Annotated in this window: 24 protein-coding genes and 2 pseudogenes; 18 read left to right on the top strand and 8 right to left on the bottom strand. The window is 69.3% G+C overall.

Annotated elements, in window-relative coordinates; genetic code table 11:
- The first annotated feature begins 56 nt into the window (after positions 1-56).
- The 12 genes from ABT063_RS27945 to ABT063_RS28000 all read left to right on the top strand — a co-directional run bounded on the left by ABT063_RS27945 (position 57) and on the right by ABT063_RS28000 (position 10,907).
- Positions 57-845: a hypothetical protein gene (locus tag ABT063_RS27945; RefSeq protein WP_351061895.1), complete on the top strand. Its 789-nt coding sequence runs from the start codon at positions 57-59 to the stop codon at positions 843-845.
- Positions 842-3,103, top strand: a complete 2,262-nt coding sequence (locus ABT063_RS27950; RefSeq protein WP_351061897.1) for a hypothetical protein — start codon at positions 842-844, stop codon at positions 3,101-3,103. Before ABT063_RS27945 ends, ABT063_RS27950 begins: the two co-directional genes overlap by 4 nt.
- A complete protein-coding gene (locus tag ABT063_RS27955) occupies positions 3,100-4,746 on the top strand; it encodes a type 1 periplasmic-binding domain-containing protein (protein ID WP_351061899.1) in 1,647 nt (548 codons plus the stop codon). Before ABT063_RS27950 ends, ABT063_RS27955 begins: the two co-directional genes overlap by 4 nt.
- Positions 4,747-4,825: 79 nt before the next feature.
- Complete coding sequence (locus tag ABT063_RS27960) at positions 4,826-5,077, top strand: YkoF family thiamine-binding protein (RefSeq protein ID WP_351061900.1); 252 nt, start codon at positions 4,826-4,828, stop codon at positions 5,075-5,077.
- Positions 5,074-5,442, top strand: coding sequence for a helix-turn-helix domain-containing protein (locus ABT063_RS27965; protein ID WP_351061902.1), 369 nt, complete (start codon positions 5,074-5,076; stop codon positions 5,440-5,442). The genes ABT063_RS27960 and ABT063_RS27965 overlap by 4 nt, the downstream gene beginning before the upstream one ends.
- A 124-nt stretch (positions 5,443-5,566) precedes the next feature.
- Entirely contained in the window at positions 5,567-6,076 is a 510-nt protein-coding gene (gene uraD, locus ABT063_RS27970; protein ID WP_351061903.1) for a 2-oxo-4-hydroxy-4-carboxy-5-ureidoimidazoline decarboxylase, read from the top strand.
- A gap of 21 nt (positions 6,077-6,097) precedes the next feature.
- Positions 6,098-6,502, top strand: coding sequence for a hydroxyisourate hydrolase (uraH, locus tag ABT063_RS27975; protein ID WP_351061905.1), 405 nt, complete (start codon positions 6,098-6,100; stop codon positions 6,500-6,502).
- A gap of 4 nt (positions 6,503-6,506) precedes the next feature.
- Complete coding sequence (pucL, locus tag ABT063_RS27980; RefSeq protein WP_351061907.1) at positions 6,507-7,436, top strand: factor-independent urate hydroxylase; 930 nt, start codon at positions 6,507-6,509, stop codon at positions 7,434-7,436.
- 28 nt (positions 7,437-7,464) lie between these two features.
- Positions 7,465-8,838, top strand: coding sequence for an 8-oxoguanine deaminase (locus ABT063_RS27985; protein ID WP_351061909.1), 1,374 nt, complete (start codon positions 7,465-7,467; stop codon positions 8,836-8,838).
- Positions 8,839-8,929: 91 nt separating this feature from the next.
- Positions 8,930-9,109, top strand: coding sequence for a helix-turn-helix domain-containing protein (locus ABT063_RS27990; protein WP_351061911.1), 180 nt, complete (start codon positions 8,930-8,932; stop codon positions 9,107-9,109).
- Positions 9,110-9,442: 333 nt separating this feature from the next.
- Positions 9,443-10,060, top strand: coding sequence for a dihydrofolate reductase family protein (locus ABT063_RS27995; RefSeq protein ID WP_351061913.1), 618 nt, complete (start codon positions 9,443-9,445; stop codon positions 10,058-10,060).
- Between the two features lie 4 nt (positions 10,061-10,064).
- Positions 10,065-10,907, top strand: a complete 843-nt coding sequence (locus ABT063_RS28000) for an alpha/beta fold hydrolase (RefSeq protein WP_351061915.1) — start codon at positions 10,065-10,067, stop codon at positions 10,905-10,907.
- A 491-nt stretch (positions 10,908-11,398) separates the two neighbouring features.
- Here the strand turns inward: ABT063_RS28000 and ABT063_RS28005 are convergent, their stop codons facing one another.
- The 5 genes and pseudogenes from ABT063_RS28005 to ABT063_RS28020 form a co-directional block, all read right to left on the bottom strand.
- A complete protein-coding gene (locus tag ABT063_RS28005) occupies positions 11,399-12,802 on the bottom strand; it encodes an MFS transporter (protein ID WP_351061916.1) in 1,404 nt (467 codons plus the stop codon).
- 206 nt (positions 12,803-13,008) lie between these two features.
- Complete coding sequence (locus ABT063_RS28010; protein ID WP_351061918.1) at positions 13,009-13,200, bottom strand: hypothetical protein; 192 nt, start codon at positions 13,198-13,200, stop codon at positions 13,009-13,011.
- 120 nt (positions 13,201-13,320) lie between these two features.
- Positions 13,321-13,623: pseudogene (locus tag ABT063_RS52305) on the bottom strand (hypothetical protein); the annotation flags it as partial.
- Between the two features lie 35 nt (positions 13,624-13,658).
- Positions 13,659-14,111 carry a transposase gene (locus ABT063_RS28015; protein WP_502990900.1) on the bottom strand — a complete coding sequence of 151 codons (453 nt, stop codon included), beginning with the start codon at positions 14,109-14,111 and terminating at the stop codon, positions 13,659-13,661.
- Between the two features lie 347 nt (positions 14,112-14,458).
- The gene (locus ABT063_RS28020) at positions 14,459-14,746 is read right to left on the bottom strand and encodes a type II toxin-antitoxin system Phd/YefM family antitoxin (protein ID WP_351061919.1); all 288 of its coding nucleotides are present in this window, start codon (positions 14,744-14,746) and stop codon (positions 14,459-14,461) included.
- A gap of 465 nt (positions 14,747-15,211) precedes the next feature.
- Between ABT063_RS28020 and ABT063_RS28025 the strand changes: the two genes are divergently transcribed.
- Together ABT063_RS28025 and ABT063_RS28030 are read left to right on the top strand one after the other, a co-directional pair.
- Positions 15,212-16,450: an MFS transporter gene (locus ABT063_RS28025; protein ID WP_351062037.1), complete on the top strand. Its 1,239-nt coding sequence runs from the start codon at positions 15,212-15,214 to the stop codon at positions 16,448-16,450.
- A 413-nt stretch (positions 16,451-16,863) separates the two neighbouring features.
- Positions 16,864-17,037 carry a hypothetical protein gene (locus ABT063_RS28030; protein ID WP_351061920.1) on the top strand — a complete coding sequence of 58 codons (174 nt, stop codon included), beginning with the start codon at positions 16,864-16,866 and terminating at the stop codon, positions 17,035-17,037.
- A gap of 215 nt (positions 17,038-17,252) precedes the next feature.
- Here the strand turns inward: ABT063_RS28030 and ABT063_RS28035 are convergent, their stop codons facing one another.
- A complete protein-coding gene (locus tag ABT063_RS28035; protein WP_351061922.1) occupies positions 17,253-18,497 on the bottom strand; it encodes an IS256 family transposase in 1,245 nt (414 codons plus the stop codon).
- 261 nt (positions 18,498-18,758) lie between these two features.
- On the opposite strand from ABT063_RS28035, the gene ABT063_RS28040 reads away from it, so the two are divergent.
- The 3 genes from ABT063_RS28040 (at position 18,759) to ABT063_RS28050 (ending at position 23,058) form a co-directional block, all read left to right on the top strand.
- Positions 18,759-20,030 (top strand): site-specific integrase, encoded by a 1,272-nt coding sequence (locus ABT063_RS28040; protein ID WP_351061924.1) that lies wholly within the window; start codon positions 18,759-18,761, stop codon positions 20,028-20,030.
- Between the two features lie 50 nt (positions 20,031-20,080).
- The gene (locus ABT063_RS28045) at positions 20,081-20,971 is read left to right on the top strand and encodes a transposase (RefSeq protein ID WP_351061926.1); all 891 of its coding nucleotides are present in this window, start codon (positions 20,081-20,083) and stop codon (positions 20,969-20,971) included.
- A gap of 368 nt (positions 20,972-21,339) precedes the next feature.
- Positions 21,340-23,058, top strand: coding sequence for a cellulase family glycosylhydrolase (locus ABT063_RS28050; RefSeq protein WP_351061927.1), 1,719 nt, complete (start codon positions 21,340-21,342; stop codon positions 23,056-23,058).
- A gap of 103 nt (positions 23,059-23,161) precedes the next feature.
- On the opposite strand, the pseudogene ABT063_RS28055 reads toward ABT063_RS28050, so the two are convergent.
- Positions 23,162-23,350, bottom strand: a pseudogene (locus tag ABT063_RS28055) (transposase); the annotation flags it as partial.
- Between the two features lie 32 nt (positions 23,351-23,382).
- Between ABT063_RS28055 and ABT063_RS28060 the strand changes: the two are divergent.
- The gene (locus ABT063_RS28060) at positions 23,383-23,601 is read left to right on the top strand and encodes a hypothetical protein (RefSeq protein WP_351061929.1); all 219 of its coding nucleotides are present in this window, start codon (positions 23,383-23,385) and stop codon (positions 23,599-23,601) included.
- Between the two features lie 591 nt (positions 23,602-24,192).
- Here ABT063_RS28060 and ABT063_RS28065 read toward each other — a convergent pair.
- Positions 24,193-25,227, bottom strand: a complete 1,035-nt coding sequence (locus tag ABT063_RS28065; protein WP_351061931.1) for a LacI family DNA-binding transcriptional regulator — start codon at positions 25,225-25,227, stop codon at positions 24,193-24,195.
- Positions 25,228-25,370: the final 143 nt, after the last annotated feature.

Raw genomic sequence — 25,370 nt, forward strand, 5'->3', positions numbered from 1 at the left:
CGAACGCGCATGGCGGTCACGGGAGTTGGGGGCGGACGATGATCGGATCCCGGGCAGTGCCCACGAACGGACTCTCTCCCGTGTACGACGAGACCGGTGCCGCGTCCGCGCGTTTCCTCAGGTGGCTGGGCGAGGAGACGGGCGGCGTCGCCGGGAACCGAGTGCCCAGCGCCGCCTACGCACCCCATGAGCGGTGCAGCCTGGAACTGGTCGAGGACGTCGTGGAACGCCTGGCCGCCCTCGGCTGGATAGCCGTGCACAACGACTCCGGTGCCGTGCCCCCGCTGGTCAGCCCCACCGGCACCGGGCTCGCGGAGGTGCGGGCCTGGGACGAGGCGTACGCCGATCGGGACTCCCGGCGGCGGTATGCCAAGGCGGCCCTGTTCGCCTGGTGGGACCGGGCCGGGCGGCACCGGAGCGGCGAGCCGAACCCCGAGGACTTCCTGTGGGCCCGGGAGGCCTTCTACTGCGGCCGCCGGCTCGCCCTCGAGGACCTGGAGTACGCCAAGGACCATCTGGACCTGCCCACCCCGGTCCACGTCGGCGTCACGGAACAGGGCGCCGGAGTGTTCCTGTCCTTCGAGCAGCTGGCCCTGCTGGTGCAGGCGTCCCGCCCCGACCTGTCGGAGGCCGACAGCGAGGTGCGGCAGGTGCGCGAGCTCGCCGGGGCCCTGACCGAGGCCGCCCAGCGCGGTGCCGAGCCCGACGCGGGCACGCTGCAGCGCTTCCTGAAGCACAGCAGCGACCTGGTGCAGGCGGGTTCCAGATCGGTGGGCTCGATGGGCAGGGACATGGCGTCCGGCATCGTGTCGGAGATCCTCAACTCGATGCTGAGGCTGGGATGAGCGATCATGCCGTGGGTCCCGCACCGGGGGCAGAGGAGCAGATTCCGGAGGCATACGCGCGCCAGCCCCTGCTGCGGCAGCTGGTACCGCGGCTGGTCGGTCTCGACCGCGACCGGCACCGCAGACGGCGGCACCACGAGTTCGCCGAGGACCTGCCGGTGGTGCTGCTCAGCGGGCGGCACGGCACCGGCAAGAGCGCCCTGCTGGACGATCTCAAGGAGGCCTACGCGCCCGACGCCGGGCCCTGGCCGGGGCCGCGCGTGCCGTTCGCGCGGATCAACTGCGCGACGCTTCAGGAGCGGGCCAGGGTCGGCCCGGAGATCTCCAACAACTCCTACGCGGTGGAGGTCCTGTCCGTACTCGTCACCCAGCTGTCCCGTCCCGTCGCGGGGTTCGGGCGGCTGTGTTTTCCCCGGACCACCGCCGGGCTGCTCGCCGTGGTGTCCGCCCGGCGCCCCGGCAACGACGACGAACTGCGGGTGGCCGACCGGCACACGGCCGCCCTGATGGGGCCCCCGACGGGCGGGGGCCCGCCGCCCACCTGGGACACGCTCTTCCGCGCGGCGCTGCCCGCTTCCCCCGACCCCGCGGAGTTTCCCGAGGCGGCCGTGCGCACCTACCTGGGCAGGCAGTACCGATGGCGCTCGCGCAGACTCGCCTCCCGTCATCTGGTCGGCTGGTACGAGAGCTACCGCAGCGAGGCCGACAACCGGCTGCGCGGCATGCCGCCGGGCGCGGACGCGCAGCCGCGGCCGGTGCCGGCCGCGGAGCGCGCGCAGGCCGTGGCCCGGCTCTGCCAGGAGTTCCACCAGGGCCGCGGCTTCCGGCGCGGCGTCGAACGCATGCTGATGGCCGCGTTCCTCGCGGACGTGCGCTACGGCCCCTTCCGGCGCGGGAACCGCGCCCCGCGTCCGCTGGTCCTCCTCGACAACGCGCACACCGACGCCGGCCGTGACTTCCTCGAACTGCTCCTGGAAGAACGGGCGCGGATCGGCCGCGGAGCCCGCGACCAGCTGGTCGTGATCGCCACCGAACTGCGCGGCGACGACAGCCCGGCCACCCGGGACGACGCCCCCGACGGCGAGAACGACCCCTACCCGGCCGCCGCCCACCGGTCGCTGCACGAGGTCGGCCAGAACTCCAGATGGACCCGCAACGGGACCGCTCCCTCCGCGGGCGTGCTGGTCCTGCCGCTGCCGCCGCTCGACACGGAGCACCTGGAGAGGATGCTCAAGCGCGACGACCGGGCCTCCTTCGACCCGTACATCGCCACCGCCGTACACGATCTGACCCGAGGCCACCCCATGGGAGCCCGCCGGCTGTGCGACGCCGTGGTGCACAAGGCGCGCACCGGTCAGTGGGTGGCGGCCGAGGAACTCCTCGACCTGACCCACCCCGGCGGCGCCGGCGAATCCGTCATCTGGCGGCTGCTGAACACCCTGGTCGGCAGCGAGAACCACGACGAGCTGTGCCTGTTCTCCCTGGCCTGGGACCGGGAGGCGGCCGAGCAGCTGGCCGAGCGGTGGGTGCCGCGCCGGATCGACGGCCTGCCCGCAGCCGACGGCGCCGCCGCTCAGCTGGAACGGGAGCGCTGGTCGCGGGGAACGGGCAGCCGGCCGTTCATTACCGATCGTTTCCTGCGCGCCCTCCTTGTCCACCAGATGCGCAGCGGGCGCGGCGGCAGTGGGGTGGACTGGTTCAGCGCGCACGCCCTGCTCGCCGAGCACCACCGGCAGCGGGCCGAGGGCCGCTCGGGGCAGGCGGAGCGGGACGAGCGGTCCCGCTTCCTGTGGCACCGGCTCGCCGGGGGAGAGGCGTGGGAGGTCGTCGACTGGCTGCACGCGGAGTTCCTCAGGGACGACGGCGACGCGGTCGACTGGCTGCACATCCTGCGCACCGTGGCCCATGCGCCACGTCCGCCGGGGGACATCTGGTTCGAGCAGTGCCAAGAGGTCGCCAAGGGCCGCCGGGACCGGCTGCAGCTCCAGGCGGACCCGGACGGGGGCCTGGAGAAGCAGGCCGTCAACCGGCTGCTGCACGCCCTGTGGTACGCGGCCGACGAACTGGCCGAGGCGGACCGGACCCTGGCCGACCGGATCGGCCAGGACCTGTCCTTCCTCTCCGCCCAGCATCTGACCGGCCGCGCGGTCCTGGCCCAGGCTGCCATCCGCTGGCCGCGCGCGGTGCGGGACGGCGAGGACTGGCCCCTCGACCGCCGCTGGCAGGGCGACCAGCCGCGAACGGGAGGGGCGCGATGAGCAGGACGGACCGCAGAAACTGGGCCTGGCTGCCGGGCCGGCTCCGCTTCCGGGTGTTCGGCCTGATCGATGTGGTGGTCCTGTGGACGCTGGTCGCCGTCCTGGCGGGAGCCGGTGCCTGGTGGGGCCTGGACACCTACCGGGAGCACCGCGACTACTGCACCGAGAACCAGGAGCTGCGGCGCGTGGACGGGGAGGCGGCCGACGAGTGCATCGGCGTCACGGCAGCGGCGTACCCCTTCGCCCCGGACCTCGCCGACGTCCTGGGCCGGATCGAGGAGGAGAACGAGGCGGCACGGGAGTCGGGCAAGCCGGTGGTGAGCGTCGCCGTCGTCATGCCGTACACCTCCAGGAGCCGGGGCGCGGCCATGTCGAAGGAGCTGATCCGGCACTCCCTCCAGGGCGCCTACCTCGCCCAGCGCGGCCACAACCACGGGCCCGCCACCCGCGACACAGCCGTCCAGCTCCTCTTCGCCAACGTCGGCGAGGATCTGAGCCACTGGCGGACCGTGACCGACGAACTGGCCTCCCGGACCGGCGACGACAGACCCCTCGTCGCCGCCATCGGCCTGCCCAACAGCGACGACGCCACGCTCGCCGCCGTGAAGAAGGGACTCGGGCACGCGAAAATCCCGTCCGTCAGCGCGGTGCTCAGCTCCCGCGAGATGGAGCACCCCTACCTGCTCAAGGTCTCGCCCTCCACCGACCAGCTCGTCGACGCCCTCAAGCGCTACGTGAGCGCGAACCGGGTGAACCGCGAGGACACGTTCATGATCGCCGACGAGCGGGACGACAACTACGTCGCCAACCTCCGCCGCGTCTTCCGCCGCGAGTTCGGCGCGCAGTACGGCATCACCGACGACGAGGTGCAGCGGCGGACCGAGACGTACCAGGGCATCAAGGGCCCCGAGGAAGGCGAGCCGCAGATCTTCCGGCGGGCCGTGTCCGCGATGTGCGCGGTCGGCACCAGGACGGTGTTCCTGGCCGGCCGGGACGCGGACCTGCCGCCCTTCCTGGAGACCATCGACCAGACGCGTTCCTGCGACCGGGGCCCGGACGAGGAACCGATGCGCATCCTGCGCGTCAGCACGGGCCGCGACCCGGTCACCGAGACCGCCGGGATGCGCGCGATCGCCGAGCGCAACAACCTCGAGATCGTGACCGCGGCCGCCGTGGACGCACCCCGCTGGCGTGCGGCCAGAAGCGACGACCAGGTCCCCAAGGCCTTCGCGCTCTTCGCCCAGTCCTACGACCGGTACTTCGGAGAGGAGAAGGCCGACGCCCTCAACGACGGGTACGCCGTGATGTACCACGACGCCCTCACCGCCGTGGGAACCGCCGTGTCCGCCGCCCGGGACAGCGGCATCGAGGCCGTGAGTCACAACGACGTCTACGACGAACTGCGCCGCGGCAGCCCGGGCGGACACTGCGCCGCGGGCTGCGTACCGGGCGTGAGCGGCGTGTTCACCTTCGCGGACGAGAGCATCGGGACGGACGAGGGCGCCCGGCACGAGGCGGCGACCGGCCTGTGGCCGGTGTGCAAACCGGTACCGGTGGTGACCTTCCCGAAGGAGCGGCGAGACAGGTCGCCGCTCTACCGGACCTATGAGGAGCCGGGGAAGAACACCTGCCCCCGGCCGTGATCCGGCCTGACCGGGCGACGGGCGGAGCGGATCCGAGCGTGGCTCCCCGTGGCCGCCCCGCGCGCGTTAGGTTGTGCGCGTGCGATTGAGAGTGGAGTTCACGACCGAGCCCTTCGACCTCGACGAGGCGCCGGCGCACGCCCTGGTGGCCCGCGAGGTCATCGAGGCGGCCGAGCTGGACGCGGTGGACGTCGGGCCGTTCGGCAACACGGCGGAGGGCAGCGCCGACGTCGTGCTCACCGCCGTGGACACCCTGATGCGCAGGGCCCTGGAGGCCGGTGCCACCCGGATCTCGCTCCAGGTCAACGTGATCGGGGAGGGGGAGAAGTGACCGGCGCCGCGGACGAGCCCTTCATCACCGCCGTGAAGCCGCTGGTCGACGCCATGGGCGGGGAGATCCTCCCGCCGGACGAGGCCGGTCCCGACGACGTCGTGCTCTCCTGGGAGGGCGTGGAGGTCGTCGCCGTACGGCTGCCGCAGCTCGCCGACTCCCTCGATCACATCCTGGCCGCCATGGAGCGCAAGAAGGGCAAGCCGCTCGCCGACCTGGACCGCAAGGCCAAACAGGAGGTCGTACGGATACTCGAGGCGCGCGGCGCCTTCTCCGTGCGGCACGGCGTGGAGACCGTGGCGAGCGCGCTCGGGGTGAGCCGCTTCACCGTCTACAACTACCTCAACCGCGAGAAGGGGGTCTGATCGCCGGGCTCGACGGCGTTCGTCACCCGGAATTTTCAACAAACTGTTGACGTGCTCCTCCGTAGGGCGTTAGCTGGCGGCAGCCCGTTCAGTACGAAGGCCGTTCGCGGCCACGGAGGCTCCCGTGACGTCGACTTCCATGCCCCCGGGCCTGGCCCGGTTCAACGCCCTGGAGGAGCACGCGGCCTTCGCCGCACTCCACGAGGCGTGCGCCTCCACGGCGTGGGCGAAACGGCTGCTCGCCGCCCGCCCCTACGCCACCCCCGAGCACCTCTACAGCACGAGCGACGCCGCCATGGCCGAGCTGACCGCACAGGACCTCGCGGAGGCGATGGCCGGGCACCCGCCGATCGGCCGCCCCAAGCCGGGCGACCCGACCTCGGCGCGGGAGCAGCGTGGCATGGCCGGCGCCTCCGAGAAGCTCAAGGCGGAGATGCTCGAACTGAACCTGGCCTACCAGGAGCGGTTCGGCCATGTCTTCCTGATCTGCGCCACCGGCCGCACCGGCGAGCAGATGCGCGACGCGGTCAAGGAGCGGATCGGCAACTCGCCGGAGCGGGAGCGGGAGATCGTCCGCACCGAGCTGGGCAAGATCAACCGCATCCGACTGACCCGACTCGTCGAAGAGGACTGAGAGAAGAGGACTGAGAGCAGCATGAGCACCAGTACCACCGCCTCGGTGTCCACGCACATCCTGGACACCAGCGTCGGCCGCCCCGCCGAGGGCGTTGCCGTCCGGCTCTCCGCCCGCTCGGGGCGTGATGCGGACTGGCGGGCGCTCGGCGGTTCCGCGACCGACGGAGACGGCCGGTGCAAGGACCTCCCGGCGCTGCCGGAGGGGACCACCCACGTACGGCTCGACTTCGTGGTGGAGCCGTACTTCGAGAAGTTCGCGAACAAGCAAGCCGATGCGCAGCAGGACGCCCCCGCGAATCGGGACAGCGGCCCTGGTGTGTTCTTCCCGGAGGTGGCGATCACGTTCGCCGTCGTGCCGGGCGAGCACTACCACGTACCGCTGCTGCTCAACCCGTTCGGCTACTCCGTTTACCGAGGGAGCTAGCTCAATGACTGTCAATTCCCGCCCTGCCCGCCCTGTGATCCTGGGACAGAACCAGTACGGCAAGGCCGAGAACCGAGTCGTCAAGATCACGCGGGACGGCGCCACCCACCACATCAGGGACCTGAACGTCTCGGTGTCGCTGAGCGGCGACATGGACGAGGTCCACTACTCCGGCTCGAACGCCAACGTCCTGCCGACCGACACCACCAAGAACACGGTGTACGCGTTCGCCAAGGAGCACGGCATCGAGTCCGCCGAGCAGTTCGGCATCCACCTGGCCCGTCACTTCGTGACGAGTCAGGAGCCGATCCACCGGGCCCGTATCCGCATCGAGGAGTACGCCTGGGAGCGGATCGAGACCTCCGGTGAAGGCGCGCACTCCTTCGTCCGCAAGGGCCAGGAGACCCGGCTCGCCCAGATCACGTACGACGGCGACACCTGGGAGGTCGTCTCCGGCCTCACCGACCTGACCGTGATGAACTCGACCGACTCCGAGTTCTGGGGCTATGTGAAGGACAAGTACACGACGCTCCCGGAGGCGTACGACCGCATCCTCGCGACCTCCGTCTCCGCCCGCTGGCGCTTCAACTGGTCCGCCGACGAGCAGGAGATGCCCGACTGGGACGCGTCCTACGGGCAGACGAAGCAGCACCTGCTCCAGGCCTTCGCCGAGACGTACTCGCTCTCGCTCCAGCAGACGCTCTACGCGATGGGCACGCGCATCATCGACCGCCGCGGCGAGATCGACGAGGTCCGCTTCTCGCTCCCGAACAAGCACCACTTCCTGGTGGACCTGGAGCCGTTCGGCCTCAAGAACGATACCGCCGACGGAGCTGTGTACTTCGCCGCCGACCGCCCTTACGGCCTGATCGAGGCGACCGTCCTCCGGGACGGCTGCGAGGCGCGGATCCCGGCGGACCTCACCAACCTCTGACGCGGACACGGACAGCAAAGGACACACGATGGCACAGCGCATCGTCATCGAGAACGCGGCGATCGCGACCGTGGACGCGCACGACACCGAGTACGCCTCCGGGTACGTCGTCCTCGTCGACAACCGCATCGAGTCGCTCGGCGCGGGCAAGGCCCCCGAGGGCCTGGAGGACGTCGTCCGCCGTATCGACGCCACCGGTCACCTGGTGACGCCCGGCCTGGTCAACACCCACCACCACTTCTATCAGTGGATCACCCGGGGTCTGGCCACGGACCACAACCTCTTCAACTGGCTCGTCGCCCTGTATCCGACCTGGGCGCGCATCGACGAGCGGATGGTGCACGCGGCCGCTCAGGGCTCGCTGGCGATGATGGCCCGAGGTGGCGTCACCACCGCCATGGACCACCACTACGTCTTCCCGCGGGGCTCCGGCGACCTGTCCGACGCGATCATCCACGCGGCCCGCGAGATGGGCGTCCGCTTCACCCTCGCCCGCGGCTCCATGGACCGCAGCGAGAAGGACGGCGGGCTGCCGCCGGACTTCGCCGTGGAGACCCTGGAGGGCGCCCTCGCCGCGACCGAGGAGACCGTCAAGCAGTACCACGACGCCTCCTTCGACGCGATGACCCAGGTCGCCGTCGCCCCCTGCTCCCCCTTCTCCGTCTCCACTGAACTTATGAAGCAGGGAGCGGAGTTGGCCCGCCGCCTCGGCGTACGCCTGCACACGCACGGCTCGGAGACGGTCGAGGAGGAGAAGTTCTGCCACGAACTGTTCGGCATGAGCCCGACCGACTACTTCGAGTCCACCGGCTGGCTCGGTGAGGACGTGTGGATGGCGCACTGCGTCCACATGAACGACTTCGACATCGCCGCCTTCGCCCGCACGAGGACCGGTGTCGCCCACTGTCCCTCGTCCAACGCCCGACTGGCGGCCGGTATCGCTCGCGTACCCGACATGCTCGCCGCCGGCGTCCCGGTCGGCCTCGGCATCGACGGCACCGCGTCCAACGAGTCCGGCGAACTGCACACCGAGCTGCGCACCGCGCTCCTCATCAACCGACTGGGAGCCCACAGGGAAGCCGCCCTGAACGCCCGTCAGGCCCTGCGCCTGGGCACATACGGCGGCGCCCAGGTCCTCGGGCGCGGGAGGGAGATCGGCTCCCTGGAGCCCGGCAAGCTCGCCGACCTGGTGCTCTGGAAGCTCGACACGCTGGCCCACGCCTCGATCGCCGACCCGGTGACGGCGCTGGTCTTCGGCGCGGCGGCGCCGGTCACGGCCTCGTTCGTCAATGGCCGTCAGATCGTGGAGAACAACCGGCTGCTCACCGCCGACGAGGACGCGATCGCCCGCTCCACGCGCGAGGAGGCGCAGCGGCTGGCACGGATCGCCACGGCGGGCTGACCGCCGTACAACTCCTCGATTCAGTACGGCACTTGATCCCCGGTCGGGAGGGACGGCTCCCGGCCGGTGGCCGTGGACCCCAGCGGGGTTCATGGCGGCCGTGTCCGGGGCGTGTGTGGACGCACGCGCCCCGGAACGGTTCTGCCAGGTCACGGGCCTCAGCCGCCGCACCCTCCAACGCATCGAGTCTGGTGCGGGCGATCCGCGCTACCGAGATCTGCTCATGATCGCCGCCGCCCTCGACATGCGCGCCTCAGTCCTCGTGGACTGACAGGGAAGGCCCGGCCCATCCGCCACGGGGGAAGCGGACAGACGGCGCCCATGGGGAGGGCCGTCCGAAGCGCTATTCAGGGCGTGCGGGTTGTGGACCTGGCCTCACGGCACGCTGCCCAGTCACGGGCCGCGGCAGTGAGTGCAGCGCGGTGAGGCAGCGGGCGCGTGCGTTCCCAGTTCTCCCACGTGGCGTAGACGGTGCGCGCGAAGAGGGTCACGGTCGCAGGGGCAGCCGCACGGTACTCGGGGACTTGCCGCGCGATCGCCTCGGCCTGTTCAGGGGTGTGGCCGGCCGAGATGAGTTTGGGCGGCGGATCAGGTCTGCCCTGGCATGACTCGAATCATCGCTGACATCTCGGTCTCCCTCGACGGCTTCGTCACCGGGCCCGACCCCGGCCTGGACAACGGTCTGGGCACCGGCGGCGAGGCCCTGCACACCTGGGCATTTTCCGACGACCCCGACGACCGCCGGGTCCTGCGCGAGGCGACCGCCCGCTCGGGCGCCGTCGTCCTCGGCCGCCACCTCTTCGACGTGGTCGACGGGCCGAACGGCTGGGACGACAAGACCGGCTACGGCGCCGGCGAGGTCGGCAAGCCCGCGTTCGTCGTCGTGACGAGCTCGCCGCCGGAGTCGGTGCGACTCACCGACCTCGACTGGACATTCGTCACCACCGGTCTGCCCGACGCCGTCACCGCCGCGCGCGAGCGCGCCGAGGCGGCGTCGTCGGACAGCGGCAAGGACCTCGACGTCGTCCTCATGGGCGGCGGCGCCACGATCGGCTCGGCGCTCGACGCCGGGCTGGTCGACGCGCTGACGCTGCACCTCGCGCCCGTCGTGCTGGGTGCCGGGACGCCACTGTTCACCGGCGGAGCGCCGCGCATGCTGGTGCAGCGGAGCGTGACCTCGACATCGACCGCGACGCACCTGACCTACGACGTCCTGCGGTGATCCGATGACCACCGTCAACGTTAATGAGACCGCCCTGGGCATCGAGTCGTTCGGTGACGACGACGCGCCACTCGTCCTGCTCGCGGGCGGGACGACGATGCTCTCCTGGCCCGACGCGCTTTGCGAGCGTCTCGCCGCCGGCGGACGCCGCGTGGTGCGCTACGACCTGCGCGACAGCGGAGAATCGACGACGGTGGACCCGGAGGCGCCCGCCTACACCCTGCGCGACCTCGCCGCCGACGCGGCGGCCCTTGCCGACGCGCTCGGCGGCGGGCCCGCGCACCTCGCGGGGATCGGCGTCGGAGGGATGGTCGCCCAGGTGGCCGCGCTCGACCATCCGGGCGCGTTCTCGACGCTCACCCTGGCCGGCACCCGCGCGGTTGCGCCCGGCCCGCCCGACGACGACCTCCCCGACCATGACCAGGCAACGATGGGCCGGCTGTTCGCGCATCCGATGCCCGACTGGACGGACCGCGAGGCGGTGGCGGAGTTCGCCGCCGCCGGCGCGGAGATCCTCGGCGACGACCCCGTCGCCGCGCGCGCGATCGCCGCGCGCATCTGGGACCGCACGCCCGGCACCGCACCCCCGGTCCAGATGGCCAACCAGATGGGCATGGTGTTTTCCAGGCTCGACTGCAAACCCCGCCGGCGCGAGCGCCTGCCCGAGATCGAGATCCCCACGCTCGTCGTCCACGGCCGCCGCGACCGGTTCTTCCCCGTCGGCAACGGCGAGGCGATCGCGCGCGAGATCCCCGGGGCGCGGCTGCTCGTCCTCAAGGAGGCCGCCGCTGCGATCCCCGATGCGGCGGTCGGCGAGGTCGCCGAGGCGATGCTCACGCTCGGGTAGAGGACGGCGCGTGCCGCGCGGGTACGGCATCCGCACAGCAGCGGGCGTCGGAGGTTCGACTCCGTCAGACCGGGGCGTGGTCCGGGATCGTCAGCGGATCGAGGCCACGCTGTCAGACCTGGCTTCGAGATCTGCTGCGGGCGACCGCGCGGGTGGACATCTCGCACCATCAGTAGTGGATTCGCGGAAATGTCCTCTCCGCGCGAGAGTGGCGCCATGCCGGGCCCAACGGGTTGCTCGACAGCCTGGTGGCACCCGGTAGGCGTGCCGACCCCGGTGACTTCGCCATCGTCATGACCGGTACGGAGAGCGGCTGGATCACGCTCGCCGTCGACATGAGAGCGCGAGGCGCGCCAAGCACCTGGAGTGGCCGTTGCCGACTCGGTCCCTGGCGGACCCAGTTCTTCGGGACTCAGGCAGCTGTTCGCAGCGACCGACTGTCGGAAGTCGCTGCGAGCCGCTTTCCTCGTCCGGGCAGGCACTGGACGCTGTCAGCAGCGGCGGGTCTGGTACGGCACGGGTGTGGGTTGCGGTTCGGGCGGTGTCGGACACCGGCGCAAGGCGACGAGAAGGATCAGCGCGATTCCCCCTGCCACCACGAAGAGCGTGGTGCTGATCCCGTCGGCGGTGGCGATTCGAAGCTGTTCACCAAAGAGGCCATCGAGGTCGGCAGTCGCTACCAGGACGAGGATGGCTAGGCCGACAGCGGCGCCCGCGCCTGAGCCGGTGGAGGCAACGCCGGAGGCGATGCCTTGTTGCCGGTCGGAGATTCCGGTGGCGGCGGCGATGAACATGGTGGTGAAGACCACCCCGTCGCCGATGCCGAGCGCCACGAGGCCGGGGATGAGTTCGATGTAGGTGCCGTTCGGCGAGATCGCGAGGCCGAGTGCGACCGCACCGAGCGCACCGACGGCGAGGGCTGCGGCCAACGTGCGCCGGAGACCGAACCGCGTCACGAGCTGGCCTGCGGTTGTCGAACCGGCCACCACCACTGCCGTGGGGATGAGGAAGCCGACGCCGGTCTGCAAAGCGTCGTAGCCCAGAATCTCCTGGAAGTAGATGGACAGGAAGTAGAGCACGGAGCCGAAGGTCGCCATGAACATGAACGCGATGACGACGCCGGTGATCAGGTTCGGGTTGGACAGCAGCCGGGGTGGCATGAGCGGGTCGTGGCTGCGCCGCTCGATGATGACGAAAGCTCCCATCAGCAGTAGGCCCGCTACTGCGCTGACCAGGATGCCTGGCGAAAGCCAGCCCAATCCGGGGCCTTGCACGAGGGCGAACACGATGAATGTGACACCGAGAGTGACGCTGAGCGCACCGGGTAGGTCGAACGTGCGGCCTTTCTCGCGTGCGCCGTCCCGGGGGATCACTACGAAGGCAAGCAGCAGCGCAGGGCCGGCCAGGGCGACGTTGACGAGGAAGACTGCTTCCCAGCCGAACATCTGTGTCAGAAGACCGCCGAGCAGCACACCGATGACGAGTCCTGCCGCGCCTGCCCCTCCCCAGATTCCCAGTGCACGGTTGCGGGCGCGGCCTTCGACGAAGGTGGTGTTGATGAGTGCCAGGGTGGTGGGGAAGACGAGGGCTCCGCCGAGACCTTGGAATGCGCGGGCGGCGAGGAGCATTCCGGGGCCGGTCGCGAGTGCTCCCGCGAGCGCTGTCGCGGCATAGAGTGCGAGGCCGGTGGCCAGGATGCGGCGTCGTCCGAGCAGGTCGGCGGCACGCCCGCCGAACAGGAGGAAGCCGGCCGAGGCAACTGCGTAGGCGCTGATGACCGACTGGAGGGTCTGCGCGGAATAGCCGAGGTCGCGTGCGATGTCGGGGAGTGCCACGACCACGATGTACTGGTCGAGCGAAACGATCAGCATGGCGAAGGACAGGAGCGCCAGCATCGCTGTCTCACGGTTCCAACCAAGGCCGCCGGGCGCAGATGATGGCTCTGTGGGTCGCACGGCAGCACTCCTGATGATCGGTCAAGTCTGCGCTTACGGCCTGCCGGAGATCTGATTCGGGGCGGGCGGGCCTCACCGGGAAGGACGGTTGCCAAGTCCCTTACAGCTCGCCCTCAATCCCGTCAACGACCCACGCTCGCCAGCGGCTACAGGTTCGATCTCCTGCGCGCCGTCGGTGCACACCGGGCGGTAGCGCCGTCGGCTCCGGGCAGCCACATCTCGGCATACCGGGGCGCGGACGCGGTGCCGCGCCCGGCGGCCGCCACCCTCACGCGTCGGCCGCGCAGCAGACCCTGCCCGTCGCCCACCCCTACGACACCGTGGGGATCACCTGCCATCGCACCTCGCACCCTGCCATGGGCCGACGGACAGCAGGATCGATCCGCTGCGCCACAGCACGCGGCCAGGCGCCGGGCGATCCGGTCGGGAGCCGGTCCCAGCGCACCGACGAGGACGACGGGAACCGCCTCGGAGACCGTGGCCAGGACCTGCACCCAATTCCGGCCCGGATCGTCGATCCGCGTGCCGCTCGCCAGATCCACCCCGCCGACTCGGCACGAGCGCCCCCATCTGTGGCAAGCCCGCCGCCGCCCAGCCGACGGCCTCGGTGGACGCTTGGGCGGCGTGCGCCAGCAGCAGCGGCATGTCACCACCGGCACTGGCCGCCTCGCCGGACCGGAGCCGCCCGCCCGGCAGCAGGGAGCCAAGCAGCGAGGACGGCCCGGGTCACCGGCGCCCACCCCCGCTCGCACACTCGCCACCGGTCTTCTTGGCTGCTACCGCGCTTACGTGATGACTACGGCTGGAGGAGGATGCGGGCTCTGAGCAGCCTCAAGGAGGCTCGGCCGTACATCTGCCGTTTGATCGTCTTGATTCTGTTGACGTGCCCCTCGACTACGCCGGAGCTGTAGGGCAGGGTGAGGCCGGCGGTGACGGCGTGGAGGTCCTGGCGGACAGAGCCGGCGAAAATGCCGACGGCCTCGGGGCCGCTCAGCTCGGCTTTTTGGATCCGGGCCCGGAGTAGGCGGCCCTGACGGTGGCGGACCATGTCCGTGAACTCCCGTGCGAGGTCACAGGCGGCGGTGATCTCCGGGCAGGCGTTCCGTACGTTTTTCAGTTGCGCGGTCTCCGAGAGCCGGAGTGTCTCCTGGGGCCTCATGATCCATGAGGTGATGGTGCGAGGGTTGGGCGTCACTGCCTGGGCGGGGACCGCGGTGCCCTTCCTGATCGTGATCACGTAGCGGTTCACGACGTGAGAGGGCGGTATGTGAGCTGATAGGCGATTTGGCGTCACCTGAACGAGCCGAGACGTCCCTGACGCCAGCCGGTAACGCACCCCGCATGGATCACGCGGGTCGGGCACCTCCGAACGGCACCGAGGGCAGGGGGGCTGATGGAGCAACACCACCAACCTGGCTGCTGTCGAGTTGTGCCGGGAAGTCGCCACCCATCAGGTTCGTAGCCGGAGGGGTCTCGCGAAAGCGTTCGCACTTCCACGGAGCTTTCGGTCATGGGCCGCCGTCGCCCGAATGTCCGCCATGCACGACGACACCAGTCGACCCGCACCAGGAACGCCGGTCCGTAAACAGGACGAGTTCAGTGAGGCCGGTAAGTCTCGTGCGGACTTCCGTACCCGGCGACCAGGCCGAACCGGTTCGGCTCGCTGTGAGGGCACGGGGCGTCCAGGGCGACGGACACCGTGCCGATCACCTTGTCCGGCTCCTGTGCCGCGGATTCGAGTCGCTCCAGGTCGGCAGCCGACACGAGGGCGAGGAGCGGCTTGCCGTGGCGGGTCAGGACCACGTGCTCCCCGCCGTAGACGACGCGGTTGATCAGCTCCGCCAGCTCGGACCGGGCTTGCGTCACTGGACTCTCGTGAGCCATGCTGCGTATCGTACATTCTGTACATCATGTACGTTGCGTTGGGAGCGCTTCCGCCGAGGTGATCTCACGACACCAGTCGGTCGGCTGTGCATGTGACCGACCGAAAGAGAGTTGTTTGAAGTGCGGGGGAACCTGGTCCGCCTGAAGGGCAGGAGATGACTGGACATAGGCCGCGTCACGCGGTTGTGATCACTTCCGGCGGGTTGGACAACTCCGCCACGGCGTACCTGATGCGTCCCCAGGGCGCTGGCATGAGCTCCATCCTCAGTACTTCGGCCTCAGCCTCTCCGTCTTCGGCACGGACCACCTCATGATGACGGGGTACTGGGCCGCCTTTCGGTGACCGGACTCGAATCCCTGCAACGCGCCCTGGCATCCCCGCTGTTCGAAGCCGTGTGAGCGCCAGAAGTACCAGGTGCCGGGCCCGGGCCTGGCCTCCATCCCGAAGGAACAGTCTTGTTCAGCGTGCTGCGGATCCGGGACTACCGGTTTCTCGCGTCCGGTCAACTGCTGTCCAGCCTTGGCGACTGGTTCCTGCTCCTCGCGGTCCCGTACTACGTCCTGGAGCTGACCGGCTCCGCCATGGCGTCGGGTTTCTCGCTGGCCGCGGGAACGGTCCCGGCGCTGGTCCTCGGTCCGCTGGCCGGGGCGCTCGTCGACCGCTGGAACCGGCTGCGCGTCATGATCGCCGCGGACCTGGTCCGCATGGTGGCGGTCTCGCTGATGCTGTGGGTGGACAGTCCGGACGAGGTGTGGCTGATCTATGTCGCGTTGGTCCTGGAATCGTCCCTGAGCCAGCTGTTCAACCCGGCCTCCGCCGCCCTGCTGCCGCAACTGGTCGGCCGTGAGGGCGACCTCCACTCGGCGAACTCCCTGAGCGCCCTGATCGTCGGCTCCATCCGGCTCGTCGGCGGCCCGTTGGGCGGGGCCGTGTACGGCGGCCTGGGTTTCACGGCAGTCGTCGCCATCGACACGATCAGCTACGCGAGTTCGGCACTGTGCCTCTCGATGGTCCGCTACCGGCCGCGGACGACCGCGCGCCGAAGCACCGGGGCGGGGCGCGGGCAGGTACGCAGGCTGGTCGCCGAGATCCGCGACGGAGTCGCACAGATACGCCACAGCCCGTGGCTGGCGGCGCTGGCGGCAGCCGGTGCTCTCTTCGCGATCGCCACGTCCGCCGTGAACGTCGGCCTCATACCGTACATGGACCGGGTCCTGCACGCCTCACCACAGATCCTCGGCCTGCTCTTCGGGGCTTTCGGTGCGGGGTTCCTGCTCGGGGTGCCGCTCAGCCGCGCGCTCGCCCGGAGGCTCGCCGACCGGACTGTGCTGGTGGGCTCCCTCGCAGCGCTCGCCGTGGCCTTCGCGGCGACATTCAACACCCCTGTGATCGGGTGGAGCGCCGTACTGTTCCTCACCATCGGGGCGCCCATGGTCTGCTTCACCATCACGAGCGGGACGTTCGTCGCCCGTCACACCCCTGACGCCGTGCTGGGCAGGGTCAGCGCCACCAACGGATTTCTACAGGCGGCGGCCTCCTTGTCGGGCATGCTGGCCGGCTCACTGCTGAGTGAGGCGCTGGGTGTCGTGACGATGATGAACCTGTGCTCCGTCACCGTCGCACTGGCCGCCGGAACGATGCTGCTCATGCCGCGGCGTCAGCCCCCCATCCCCGAGGATGTGCCCCTCAAGGAAGCGGCGTGACCGTGGACGGCCGGCCGTCTCGTCATCCAGCTCGACAAAGCGGAGTGGGTGCGGCAGGGAGCGGGACGGCATTTGCGATGCCCGCCGCGTCGCGGGCGACCGCCAGCGGCAGGCGCCGATCGAGGCGAGCGGGTCGACGACCAGGAGCATGGTGCCGTGATCCGCCGAGCTTGCCCAGCATGACCCACAACTCAAGCTCGCTGTCGGGCAGCAGCTTGTCGACCATCGTCGTCCCGCCGGGCCGCAGACCGTGGGCCCGCTTCAACTGGAGTACGGGCGGGTTCACTGAGGGGCTGATCGCCGCGTCGTTCCATTTCAGCTGGCAGGAGGCTCGATGGGCTCCCTTATCAGCCTCTCCAGATGTTGGGCCGCTCTCCTGAATTTCAGGACTCACTGCTGTAATTTCAACGTTCATGGCAGATCCCGGGACGCGCGTGCTCTCCCTCGTACCGCCGCCCAGCCAACCGTCGCCCGCAGAGGCGGAGTTGCTGGGCGGCGAGCCTGGGCTGAGCGATGTGCTGTTGCTGCAGCGCCGGTACGCAGGCGGGGCGGACGAGGAAGACGAGCAGCTGCTGGCTTGCCCCTGACCTAGACCGCGAGGTGGCCCTGCTGCCGCACGCCCAGCGGGCCCGCCCCCAACCTCAGCCACGAAGTTGCGATCACTGCCTCTCGTGGGGCCGAAACCAAGTGTGCGACGCCTGTAGAAACTGGCGTCGCACATACGCTGACCAGCGAGGATGTTGCGGTCGGTGTGGCGCCGGGCCGCTTCCCCTGCGGGATCGTGTCCCGCGAAGTGGTGTAGTCACTGGCCGAGCTGATTCGCATCGGGCGGAGGAAGCTGCCGGTCGTCCTCGGTGGGATTGGCGGTGAAGAGTTCGGCCATGGAGCCTTCGGAGAGGTAGCGGCGATCAAAGACCTGCCATTCGTCGTGGAGTTCGGCCAGGACCGCGGCTGCGAGCCGGTCAAGGGCCGCAGGGTTGGGGAAGACCTGCACGACGTCGGCCCTGCGCTTGATCTCCCTGTTCAGCCGCTCCAGCGGGTTGGTCGACCAGATCTTCTTCCAGTGCGCCGACGGAAAGTCCGCGAACGCGGTGATGTCCGTCGCAGCGTCCAGCAGCATCGTCCTGACCTGTGGGAACTGCCGTCCGAGCATGTCGGCCACCACGTCCAGCTGGGTGCGGACGGCCTGGGCGGTGGTCTGCGCGAAGATGGTGCGGACGGTCGCGGCGACCATCTCCGCGGACCCCTTCTCGATCACGCTGAAGATGTCCCGCACGAAGTGAACCCGGCACCTTTGCCAGGCGGCACCGAGGAAGACGGTGCGGACAGCAGCCACCAGCCCACTGTGGCTGTCGGAGATGACCAGCTGGACATTCTCCAGGCCGCGGGCCCGTAAGGAGCGCAGGAACTTCGTCCAGAACGGCTTCGACTCGCTGTCGCCGACCATCAGCCCGAGGATCTCGCGGTGGCCGGTGGCGGAGATCCCGGTGGCGATGACCACGGCCTGCGAGACGATCCGGTGGTTCACCCTGGCCTTGCAGTAGGTGGCGTCCAGGAAGACGTAGGGGAAGACGGTGTGGTCCAGGGGCCGTTCCTTGAACGCGTCGAGTTCGGCGTCGAGCTCGCCGCAGATCCGCGACACCTCCGATTTGGAGATCCCCGAGTCCGCACCGAGTGCTTTGACCAGGTCGTCCACGCTGCGGGTGGACACGCCGTGCACGTATGCCTCCATCACCACGGCGAACAGGGCCCGGTCGATACGCCGGCGCCGTTCCAGCAGGGAAGGGAAGAACGACCCCATCCGCACCTTCGGGATCTTCAGGTCCAGGTCGCCGGCCTGGGTGGTCAGCAGCCTGTCCCGGTGGCCGTTGCGCCAGGTCGTGCGCTTCTCGGAGTGCTCGCCCGGGGCGGCACCGATGACCTCAGTGGCTTCGGCCTCGATGAGCTCCTGCAGGATGCGCTCGCACAGCACCCTGATCGTCTCAACTCCGTCGGCCGTACGTAGTGACTCCAGCAGCCGCATCAGGTCAGACTGGGACAAGGCCATCGCGCTCTCCTCCGGTCGAACTGCCCGTTCACCAGGGAGACTTACGCGATGGCCTGCCTCTGTTCAGGGAGCAGTCGCCGACAGCGGATGCACGCCCCGAGCAGATACCCGCGCGTTCCCGTCGCTCGACCGGCTACACCACTCGACGGGACACCATCCCCTGCGGAACGGTCGATGCCGCGACTGCACCCGACAACGCCTTCAGCTGGGACCTGACACCGACGCCTCTACCTGGCGACAACTACGGTTGCCGGACCGTCCTTGGCCAACGGCAGTGCGACCCGTCGCGAGCTCGCGGATCGCCCGGAGCTCAGTCCGCCGACCGTACTTGAAGGTCAGGCGACGATCTTTGAGATCGAGCGGGACTGGCGCCCGCTGGCCGGAGCCCTGCTGCCGGCCCCGCTACCGCCGGTGAAGGCTTTGCTGGCGGACTTCGCCCGGTACACCACCGAGAACCGCTGGAACCAGAAAGTCCACGAGCCCAGTGCTCGGGTTCTACGAGTGGCCGCCACCTGGCTGGGCGCCGACACCGTCTTCCGCGAGGAGGATATTCGGGCGATGCACCGCGCGTTCGGCGGCAAGGGTCGCATCCGCGGGCTTGTCGCCTTCCTGGACCAACGCGAACAGCTCGTCACCTCGCCGCCGCGGCGCAACAGCGACGAGGCTTTCGTCCAGCGCACCATCGCCGCCTTCCCTCCACGAATCAGCGACGAACTCGGCACGTGGGTCGGGGTCTTGCGTGGCGCTAGCAGGTCCCACCACCTCGTCACCGACTACGCCACCCTGCGCCGCTACCTCATCTACCTGGCCACGCCACTCGCTGCCTGGACCACCCGCTACACCACCTTGCGCCAGGTGACGGAGCCTGACGTCACGGCCGCTGTCACCGCGGTCAAAGGCCCGCGCGCCCACGAGCGCGCTGTGGCGGTCCGGTCGCTCTTTCGAGCCCTGAAACACGCCAAGCTCGTCTTCGTCGACCCCACCCGTGGACTCCGCATCACCCGTCAGGAACTGCTGCCCACAACTCTGGCCCCCGACCGGCTGGCCGGGCTCTTGGAGACCAGCTCCAACCCTGCTACCCGCCTGGTTCTCGCCCTGGTCGCCCTCCACGCAAGCAGCGGCACCGACCTGCGCAACCTCGTCCTCTCCGACGTGCTGCTTACCCGACGGCAACTTCTGATCCGCCGCCCCCACGGCCGTCACGTTGTCCACCTCGACGACACCACAGCTGCCCTACTGCATGCCTGGCTCCGCTACCGCCATCAGCGTTGGCCACGCACCTTCAACTCGCACCTTCTGGTCACTCAACAGACCGCCAACGCGACCGATCCTGTCTCCGCGGACTACGTCTACAGGCGCTTCGATCCCGCCGGTCTGACTCAGCGCGCAGTTCGCGCCGACAGAATCCTGGACGAGGCCCGCGAGACCGAAGATCCCGTCCACCTCGTCCGTGTCTTCGGAATCTCCATCACCACTGCCATGAAATACATCCACACGGCCCACCCCCACCGCGGCGGCCCCATCCCTCGATGACAGGCGGGTATCCCTGAGCTTGACTCTGTCGGGGATCTTGGAGTTTCCCGGTGCGCCAGCATGATCAGCGGGCATGCTCGGGGCTGTTTCGCAGGCCGATGCAGTTGCCGAGATGTCCGTTGTCGCTCCGTCCCTGTTCCGGTGAGCAAGTCCCGTCTCTGACCGTGCAGATCGCGCGGGCGAGCAACCCAATGGCCACCGTGTGTGTACTGCAGTTCCTGCTCGGTCTGTCGGACCGGCAGGCGGCCGAGGCGGTGCGCTGCCGCATCGACTTCAAATACGCCCTCGCGCTGGAGCTGGACGATCCCGGCTTCCACCACAGCGTCCTGGCCGGCTTCCGCGAACGCCTCACCCAGGACGACCGCGCCGACCGACTTCTCGATCTGGCGCTCGCCCGCCTGAAGGAAGCCGGCCTCGTGCGCGAGCGCACCATACAGCGCACCGACTCCACCCACGTCCTGGCTGCGGTGCGTGATCTGACCCGGCTGGAACTGGTCACCGAGGCTGTCCGCGCCGTCCTGGAAGAAGTGGCCCGCACCGCTGATCACCTGCTGATCGGCCTGGTCGATGCGGACTGGGGGCGCCGCTACGGCCGTCCGGTCCGCCTGGGCAAGAACCCCACCCGGCCCAAGACCAGGATCCTCGCCGCTGGCGACGACGCCTGGCGTCTGTTAGAACGCCTCCACCGGCAAGGACCGGGCTACCGGCCCGGCCCGCAGGCAGAGGCGCTACGGCAGATCATGGTGCAGAACTACTACCGTGACGCGGCAGGCCGCCTGCACTGGCGCACCCCCGACGACGGCGGCCTGGCGCCCTCCTCCTCGGCGATCCTCTCGCCCTACGACACCACGGCGCGCTACCTCGGCCGTTCACCTGACCCTCTGATCTTGGTTCATTCCCGGGACAACAGGGCGGCCGTTCTTCACGCTTCGAGGTGTTGAGCAACGTTGCGTGAAGGAACGGCCGCTGGAAGCGCCTCGATGGCCAGTGGCTTGTCGGGACTTTCCGGTCCGCTGCTCGCGGGCCGGGTGCAGAGAAGGCGTGAGATCCCCCGCTGGGTGACCGCCGGCCCGGTCGGCATCGACGGCAGATGAGCAGGGAACCCCGACGAGCTTGCGTGACGCCGCGCCTGACGCCCCATGGGGAGAAGCGCTTCGACACGCAACCTTTCGAACTCGATTGAGGTTCCATGCGGATTAGCCCGTTCTCTCCGTCGTCAGGTTGCGCTAGGCTCCCGCAATGTGTCGAAGCGCTTCGATGATGACGCCTTCGACATGGGGGAAGGACTTTCGACTCAATGGAGAGTTCTATGCCGAGTTCAACCGGTTTCACTCGTCGCCAGGTCATGACGACCTCCGCGGCCCTCGCCGTCACGGCGTTGTCCATCCCGACGGCCGCCCAGGCCGCTGCCCGGTCCACTGCTTCCGCCGCGTCGGCGTCCGCGCTGGACGTAGTCGCAAACATGCAGCCCGGCTGGAATCTGGGCAACAGCTTCGAGGCCATCGGCGCCGACGAGACGGCGTGGGGCAACCCGCGGGTGACCCAGGCGTTTTTCCGCAGGCTGAAGGCGCAGGGCTTCAGAAGCATCCGGATCCCGGTGACCTGGGGCCAGCACGAGGGCCCGGCTCCGACCTATACCCTCGACCCGGTGTTCCTGGCCAGGATCAAGCAGGTGGTCGACTGGGCCTTGGCCGATGGTTTTTACGTTCTGATCAACATGCACGGCGACGCGTGGCAGTGGGTGCCGAACATGCCGACCCAGCATGACGCGGTCCTGGCCCAGTACACGGCCACCTGGCAGCAGATCGCGGCCACCTTCCGGGACGCATCGCGCCGACTGCTCTTCGAGAGCATCAACGAGCCCTTCTTCACCGGCAGCTCCGGCGATCAGCAGAACGCCGTTCTGATGAACGAGCTCAACACGACCTTCCACTCCGTCGTGCGCGCGACCGGCGGAGGCAATGCCGACCGCCTACTCGTCATGCCGACCCTCGGGGACACCCCGGATCAGCCCAAGATCGACACCCTGCTCGCCACCTTCTCCGCGCTCGACGACCCCAACCTCGTGGCCTCGATCCACTACTACAGCTTCTGGCCCTTCAGCGTGAACCTCGCCGGCTACACGACCTTCAACGCGGCCACCCAGCAGGACCTGACCGACACCTTCGACCTGCTGCACAGGGCCTTCGTGGCCAAGGGGATCCCGGTCGTCGTCGGTGAGTACGGGCTGCTCGGCTGGGACTCCGGCCCCGGCACCGTCGAACAGGGCGAGACGCTCAAGTACCTCGAGTATCTCGGCTACTACGCGCGCTACCGGGGCTTGACCACGATGCTGTGGGACAACGGCAGTCGCTTCAACCGCCGCACCCTGCAATGGAACGACCCGAGCCTCTATGCGCAGATACGGTCGAGCTGGACCGGGCGCTCCGGCACCGCGTCCACCGATCAGCTCTTCGTGCCCAAGGGCAAGACCCCGACGGACGCGACGATCACGCTGAACCTCAACGGCACCAGGCTGCTGAGGATCGATGCCGGCACCCGCCCCCTGATCCGGGGCGTGGACTACACCGTCAGCGGCAACACGCTGACGATCGCAGCGGCGACGCTCAGCCGGCTGACCGCATCACAGGAGTACGGCACGAATGCCGTCCTGTCCCTCCGGTTCACGGAAGGAGTTCCTTGGGCCGTCAACGTCATCACCTATGACAAGCCGGTACTGACGAGTGCGACGGGTACGACAGCCTCGCTGGTGATACCCACCGCGTTCAACGGAGACAAGTTGGCGACCATGGAAGCCGTCTACGCCGACGGCACCGCCGCCGGTCCGCAGTCCTGGACGACGTACCAGCAGTTCAATGTGGCCTTCACACCGGACTACACCGCGGGCACGATCACCTTGCCGACCGCGTTCTTCGACGGTGTCACCGACAACACCACCGTGACCCTCACCTTCCACTTCTGGAGCGGGGCGATCTTGACGTACACGCTGACCAGGTCCGGCACCGCGGTCACGGGCACCTCTGCCTGAAAACGGGTCCACCAGGAATGAGGCGATATCTCAGGTGGTGAGTTCGGCACGTTTCTTGTAGCAGGTCAGGGCGGCGGCGAGGCCGAGGAAGGCGAGGAGGTGGCTGTGCGTCGATCACGCAGGCGGACGGTTCGGCGTTCCGTCCCTCTCGCTGTCGCACCAACTCTCGCAGCAGGCCGTTGAGTTGGGCAAAGATGCCGTCCGCCTGCCACTTGGCGAAGTAGCCGTAGACCGTGTTCCAATGCGGGAAATCATGCGGCAGGTAGCGCCACTGCACCCCGGTGCGCTCCACGCCGCGCGCGCATCGCCTTCTCCGACTCTGCCGTGAAGCAGCTGGAGAACGTCACCACCGAGGCGGAGATCCACGCCTTGGACCGTGCCCTGGTCGTCATCTCCGTCGACCCCGAGATCGGCGAGCCGATCCCCAGCGACACCGCCGGCCCTCGGCTGCGCCAGTACACCGACGAAGTGGAGCAGGTGCGCGTCCTGTACTTCGTTACCGCCCTGCGCACCGTGGTCGTCGTCGCCTACCTCGAGGTGTAGCCCCGCGACGGCGCTCAGATTCGTTCAGCAACGATCTCGCTGGGTAGCATGACCAGCGCCTTGGTGCCGGCCTGCCAGCCGGAGGGGTGCATTCAGTGTGCTGCCGCTCTCGCTGTGCCAGGACTGCCTCGACGGCGGCCGCCTCACGCTCCTCCACGAAGCAGGAGATCGCCGCTCAACACCCTGTTCCTCGTGCATCGGCCGGGCGCCTATGCCAACCCCGACGTGATCCGGGTGCGTGACGTCCTCCGGAGCGCCGCCCGCGACCGGTAGGCGAACCGGACCTGGATTCCCGTGGGACAGCAGTGCGCATTCTTGGCTTGCGGCTCACGGCGCCGTCATGCAGCTCACCGATCACTGGCCTCAGGCGGCCGACCGATCCGCTTCATGCCAATCCGTTCCATGCCCCAGGTGGTGCGGTGTCTGAACAGCGCGATCCAAGGCAGCGGCTCGCGTTCGCCCGCTTGCCTGCCTCCTTGGCTCGCGCGTCCGCCTGGATGGAGGCGGGTTCCTCGGCGGACAGCCGCGGGTGGTCCTTTGGGGCCGCGGTGGAACTTCGACCAGATCGGGCCGGGACTGGAGCAGCGCGGGTCAGGAGCGGCAAGGTGCCCTGGTGGTGCTTCGTATGACGAGGCGTGGTGTGACGACGACTTCTCGTTCGTCGTCCGTCGCCCCACCCTCCAGCCGGGCGACGGCCCGGCTCACGGCCCGGCGCGCCAGCTGGCGGGCTTCTTGCCCGACCGTGGTGAGTTGGACGTGGGCGAGGCGGGCGAGGTGGCTGTCGTCGAAGCCGACGACCGAGATCTCGTCGGGCACAGGGATACGGGCGCGCAGGAGGGTGTCGAGGACGCCGATGGCGCAGTGGTCGTTGAAGGCGAGGACGGCGGTGGGGCGGGCAGCCTCGGCGAGGAGTGTTCGTGCGGCTGCCGCACCGTGGTCCTCGGTCAGCCCGCCCGGCACGAGGCGGACGCGGTCGGTGAGGCCGTGGTGCTTCATGGCCGACTTGTAGCCGCGGCGCCGATCGGCAGCGCCCGGCGCCCTGCCCCCGTCGATGTGGACGATGTCGCGATGGCCCAGTGCCACGAGGTGGTCGACCGCCTGGCGGGCGCCCTCGTCGTCGGCCGCGCGGACGACGTCGACGCCGTCGGTGAGCGGACGCAGCCGGCGGGCCACGGAGACGACGGGCAGCTGTGCCGCGAGTTCTGCCAGCCGGGCCGCCGGGGCATGGGGGCTGAGCAGGATCAACGCCTCGCAGCGGTCGGCGAGCAGCGTCTCCACCGCCTCCCGTTCGCTGCGGCTCGCGGCGACGGCGCTGAGCGCGATCTGATAGCCGGCCGCCCCCGCCGCGGCGTAGAGCGCCTCAACCATGTCGGCGTGGAAGGGCTGTCGCAGGTCGAACTGCACTCCCACCAGGTGCGAGCGGCTGCTGCGCAGGAGGCGGGCCCTGCTGTCCGGCCGGTAGCCGATCTCCTGCGCGGCCCGCAGCACCCGCTCGCGACTTGCCGCGCTGGGCCCCTTGGCACCGCGCATGACCATGGAGGCAAGCGGCACGGAGACACCTGCCCGCGCCGCGAGGTCGCTGAGTGTCGGCCGCTTTCCGTCCGGGACGGCAGAGCGCGATGGCACCGTCGGCCTTCCTGATCGAGGGTCTTCTCCGAGGTGATCGTAGACCTGGCCAAGCAGGACACGCACTGATCAGCGTTGTTACAACGTTATAAATCGAATGTCCGCACAAACCCTTGACAGGCTGCCCGGCGCCTGGCGTACTG

Origin of the sequence: Streptomyces sp. NPDC002838, from assembly GCF_040295365.1 — a bacterium.
In the GTDB taxonomy this organism is placed as follows: domain Bacteria; phylum Actinomycetota; class Actinomycetes; order Streptomycetales; family Streptomycetaceae; genus Streptomyces.

Coding starts and splice junctions, on each gene's coding strand:
- ABT063_RS28020 (WP_351061919.1), bottom strand. CDS start 14,746: ATGGCTCACGAGAGTCCAGTGACGCAAGCCCGGTCCGAGCTGGCGGAG.
- pucL (WP_351061907.1), top strand. CDS start 6,507: ATGACTGTCAATTCCCGCCCTGCCCGCCCTGTGATCCTGGGACAGAAC.
- ABT063_RS27950 (WP_351061897.1), top strand. CDS start 842: ATGAGCGATCATGCCGTGGGTCCCGCACCGGGGGCAGAGGAGCAGATT.
- ABT063_RS27995 (WP_351061913.1), top strand. CDS start 9,443: ATGACTCGAATCATCGCTGACATCTCGGTCTCCCTCGACGGCTTCGTC.
- ABT063_RS28030 (WP_351061920.1), top strand. CDS start 16,864: ATGGCAGATCCCGGGACGCGCGTGCTCTCCCTCGTACCGCCGCCCAGC.
- uraH (WP_351061905.1), top strand. CDS start 6,098: ATGAGCACCAGTACCACCGCCTCGGTGTCCACGCACATCCTGGACACC.
- ABT063_RS28035 (WP_351061922.1), bottom strand. CDS start 18,497: ATGGCCTTGTCCCAGTCTGACCTGATGCGGCTGCTGGAGTCACTACGT.
- ABT063_RS28000 (WP_351061915.1), top strand. CDS start 10,065: ATGACCACCGTCAACGTTAATGAGACCGCCCTGGGCATCGAGTCGTTC.
- ABT063_RS27990 (WP_351061911.1), top strand. CDS start 8,930: ATGGCGGCCGTGTCCGGGGCGTGTGTGGACGCACGCGCCCCGGAACGG.
- ABT063_RS28050 (WP_351061927.1), top strand. CDS start 21,340: ATGCCGAGTTCAACCGGTTTCACTCGTCGCCAGGTCATGACGACCTCC.
- ABT063_RS27985 (WP_351061909.1), top strand. CDS start 7,465: ATGGCACAGCGCATCGTCATCGAGAACGCGGCGATCGCGACCGTGGAC.
- ABT063_RS28010 (WP_351061918.1), bottom strand. CDS start 13,200: ATGGCAGGTGATCCCCACGGTGTCGTAGGGGTGGGCGACGGGCAGGGT.
- ABT063_RS27955 (WP_351061899.1), top strand. CDS start 3,100: ATGAGCAGGACGGACCGCAGAAACTGGGCCTGGCTGCCGGGCCGGCTC.
- ABT063_RS28005 (WP_351061916.1), bottom strand. CDS start 12,802: ATGCTGGCGCTCCTGTCCTTCGCCATGCTGATCGTTTCGCTCGACCAG.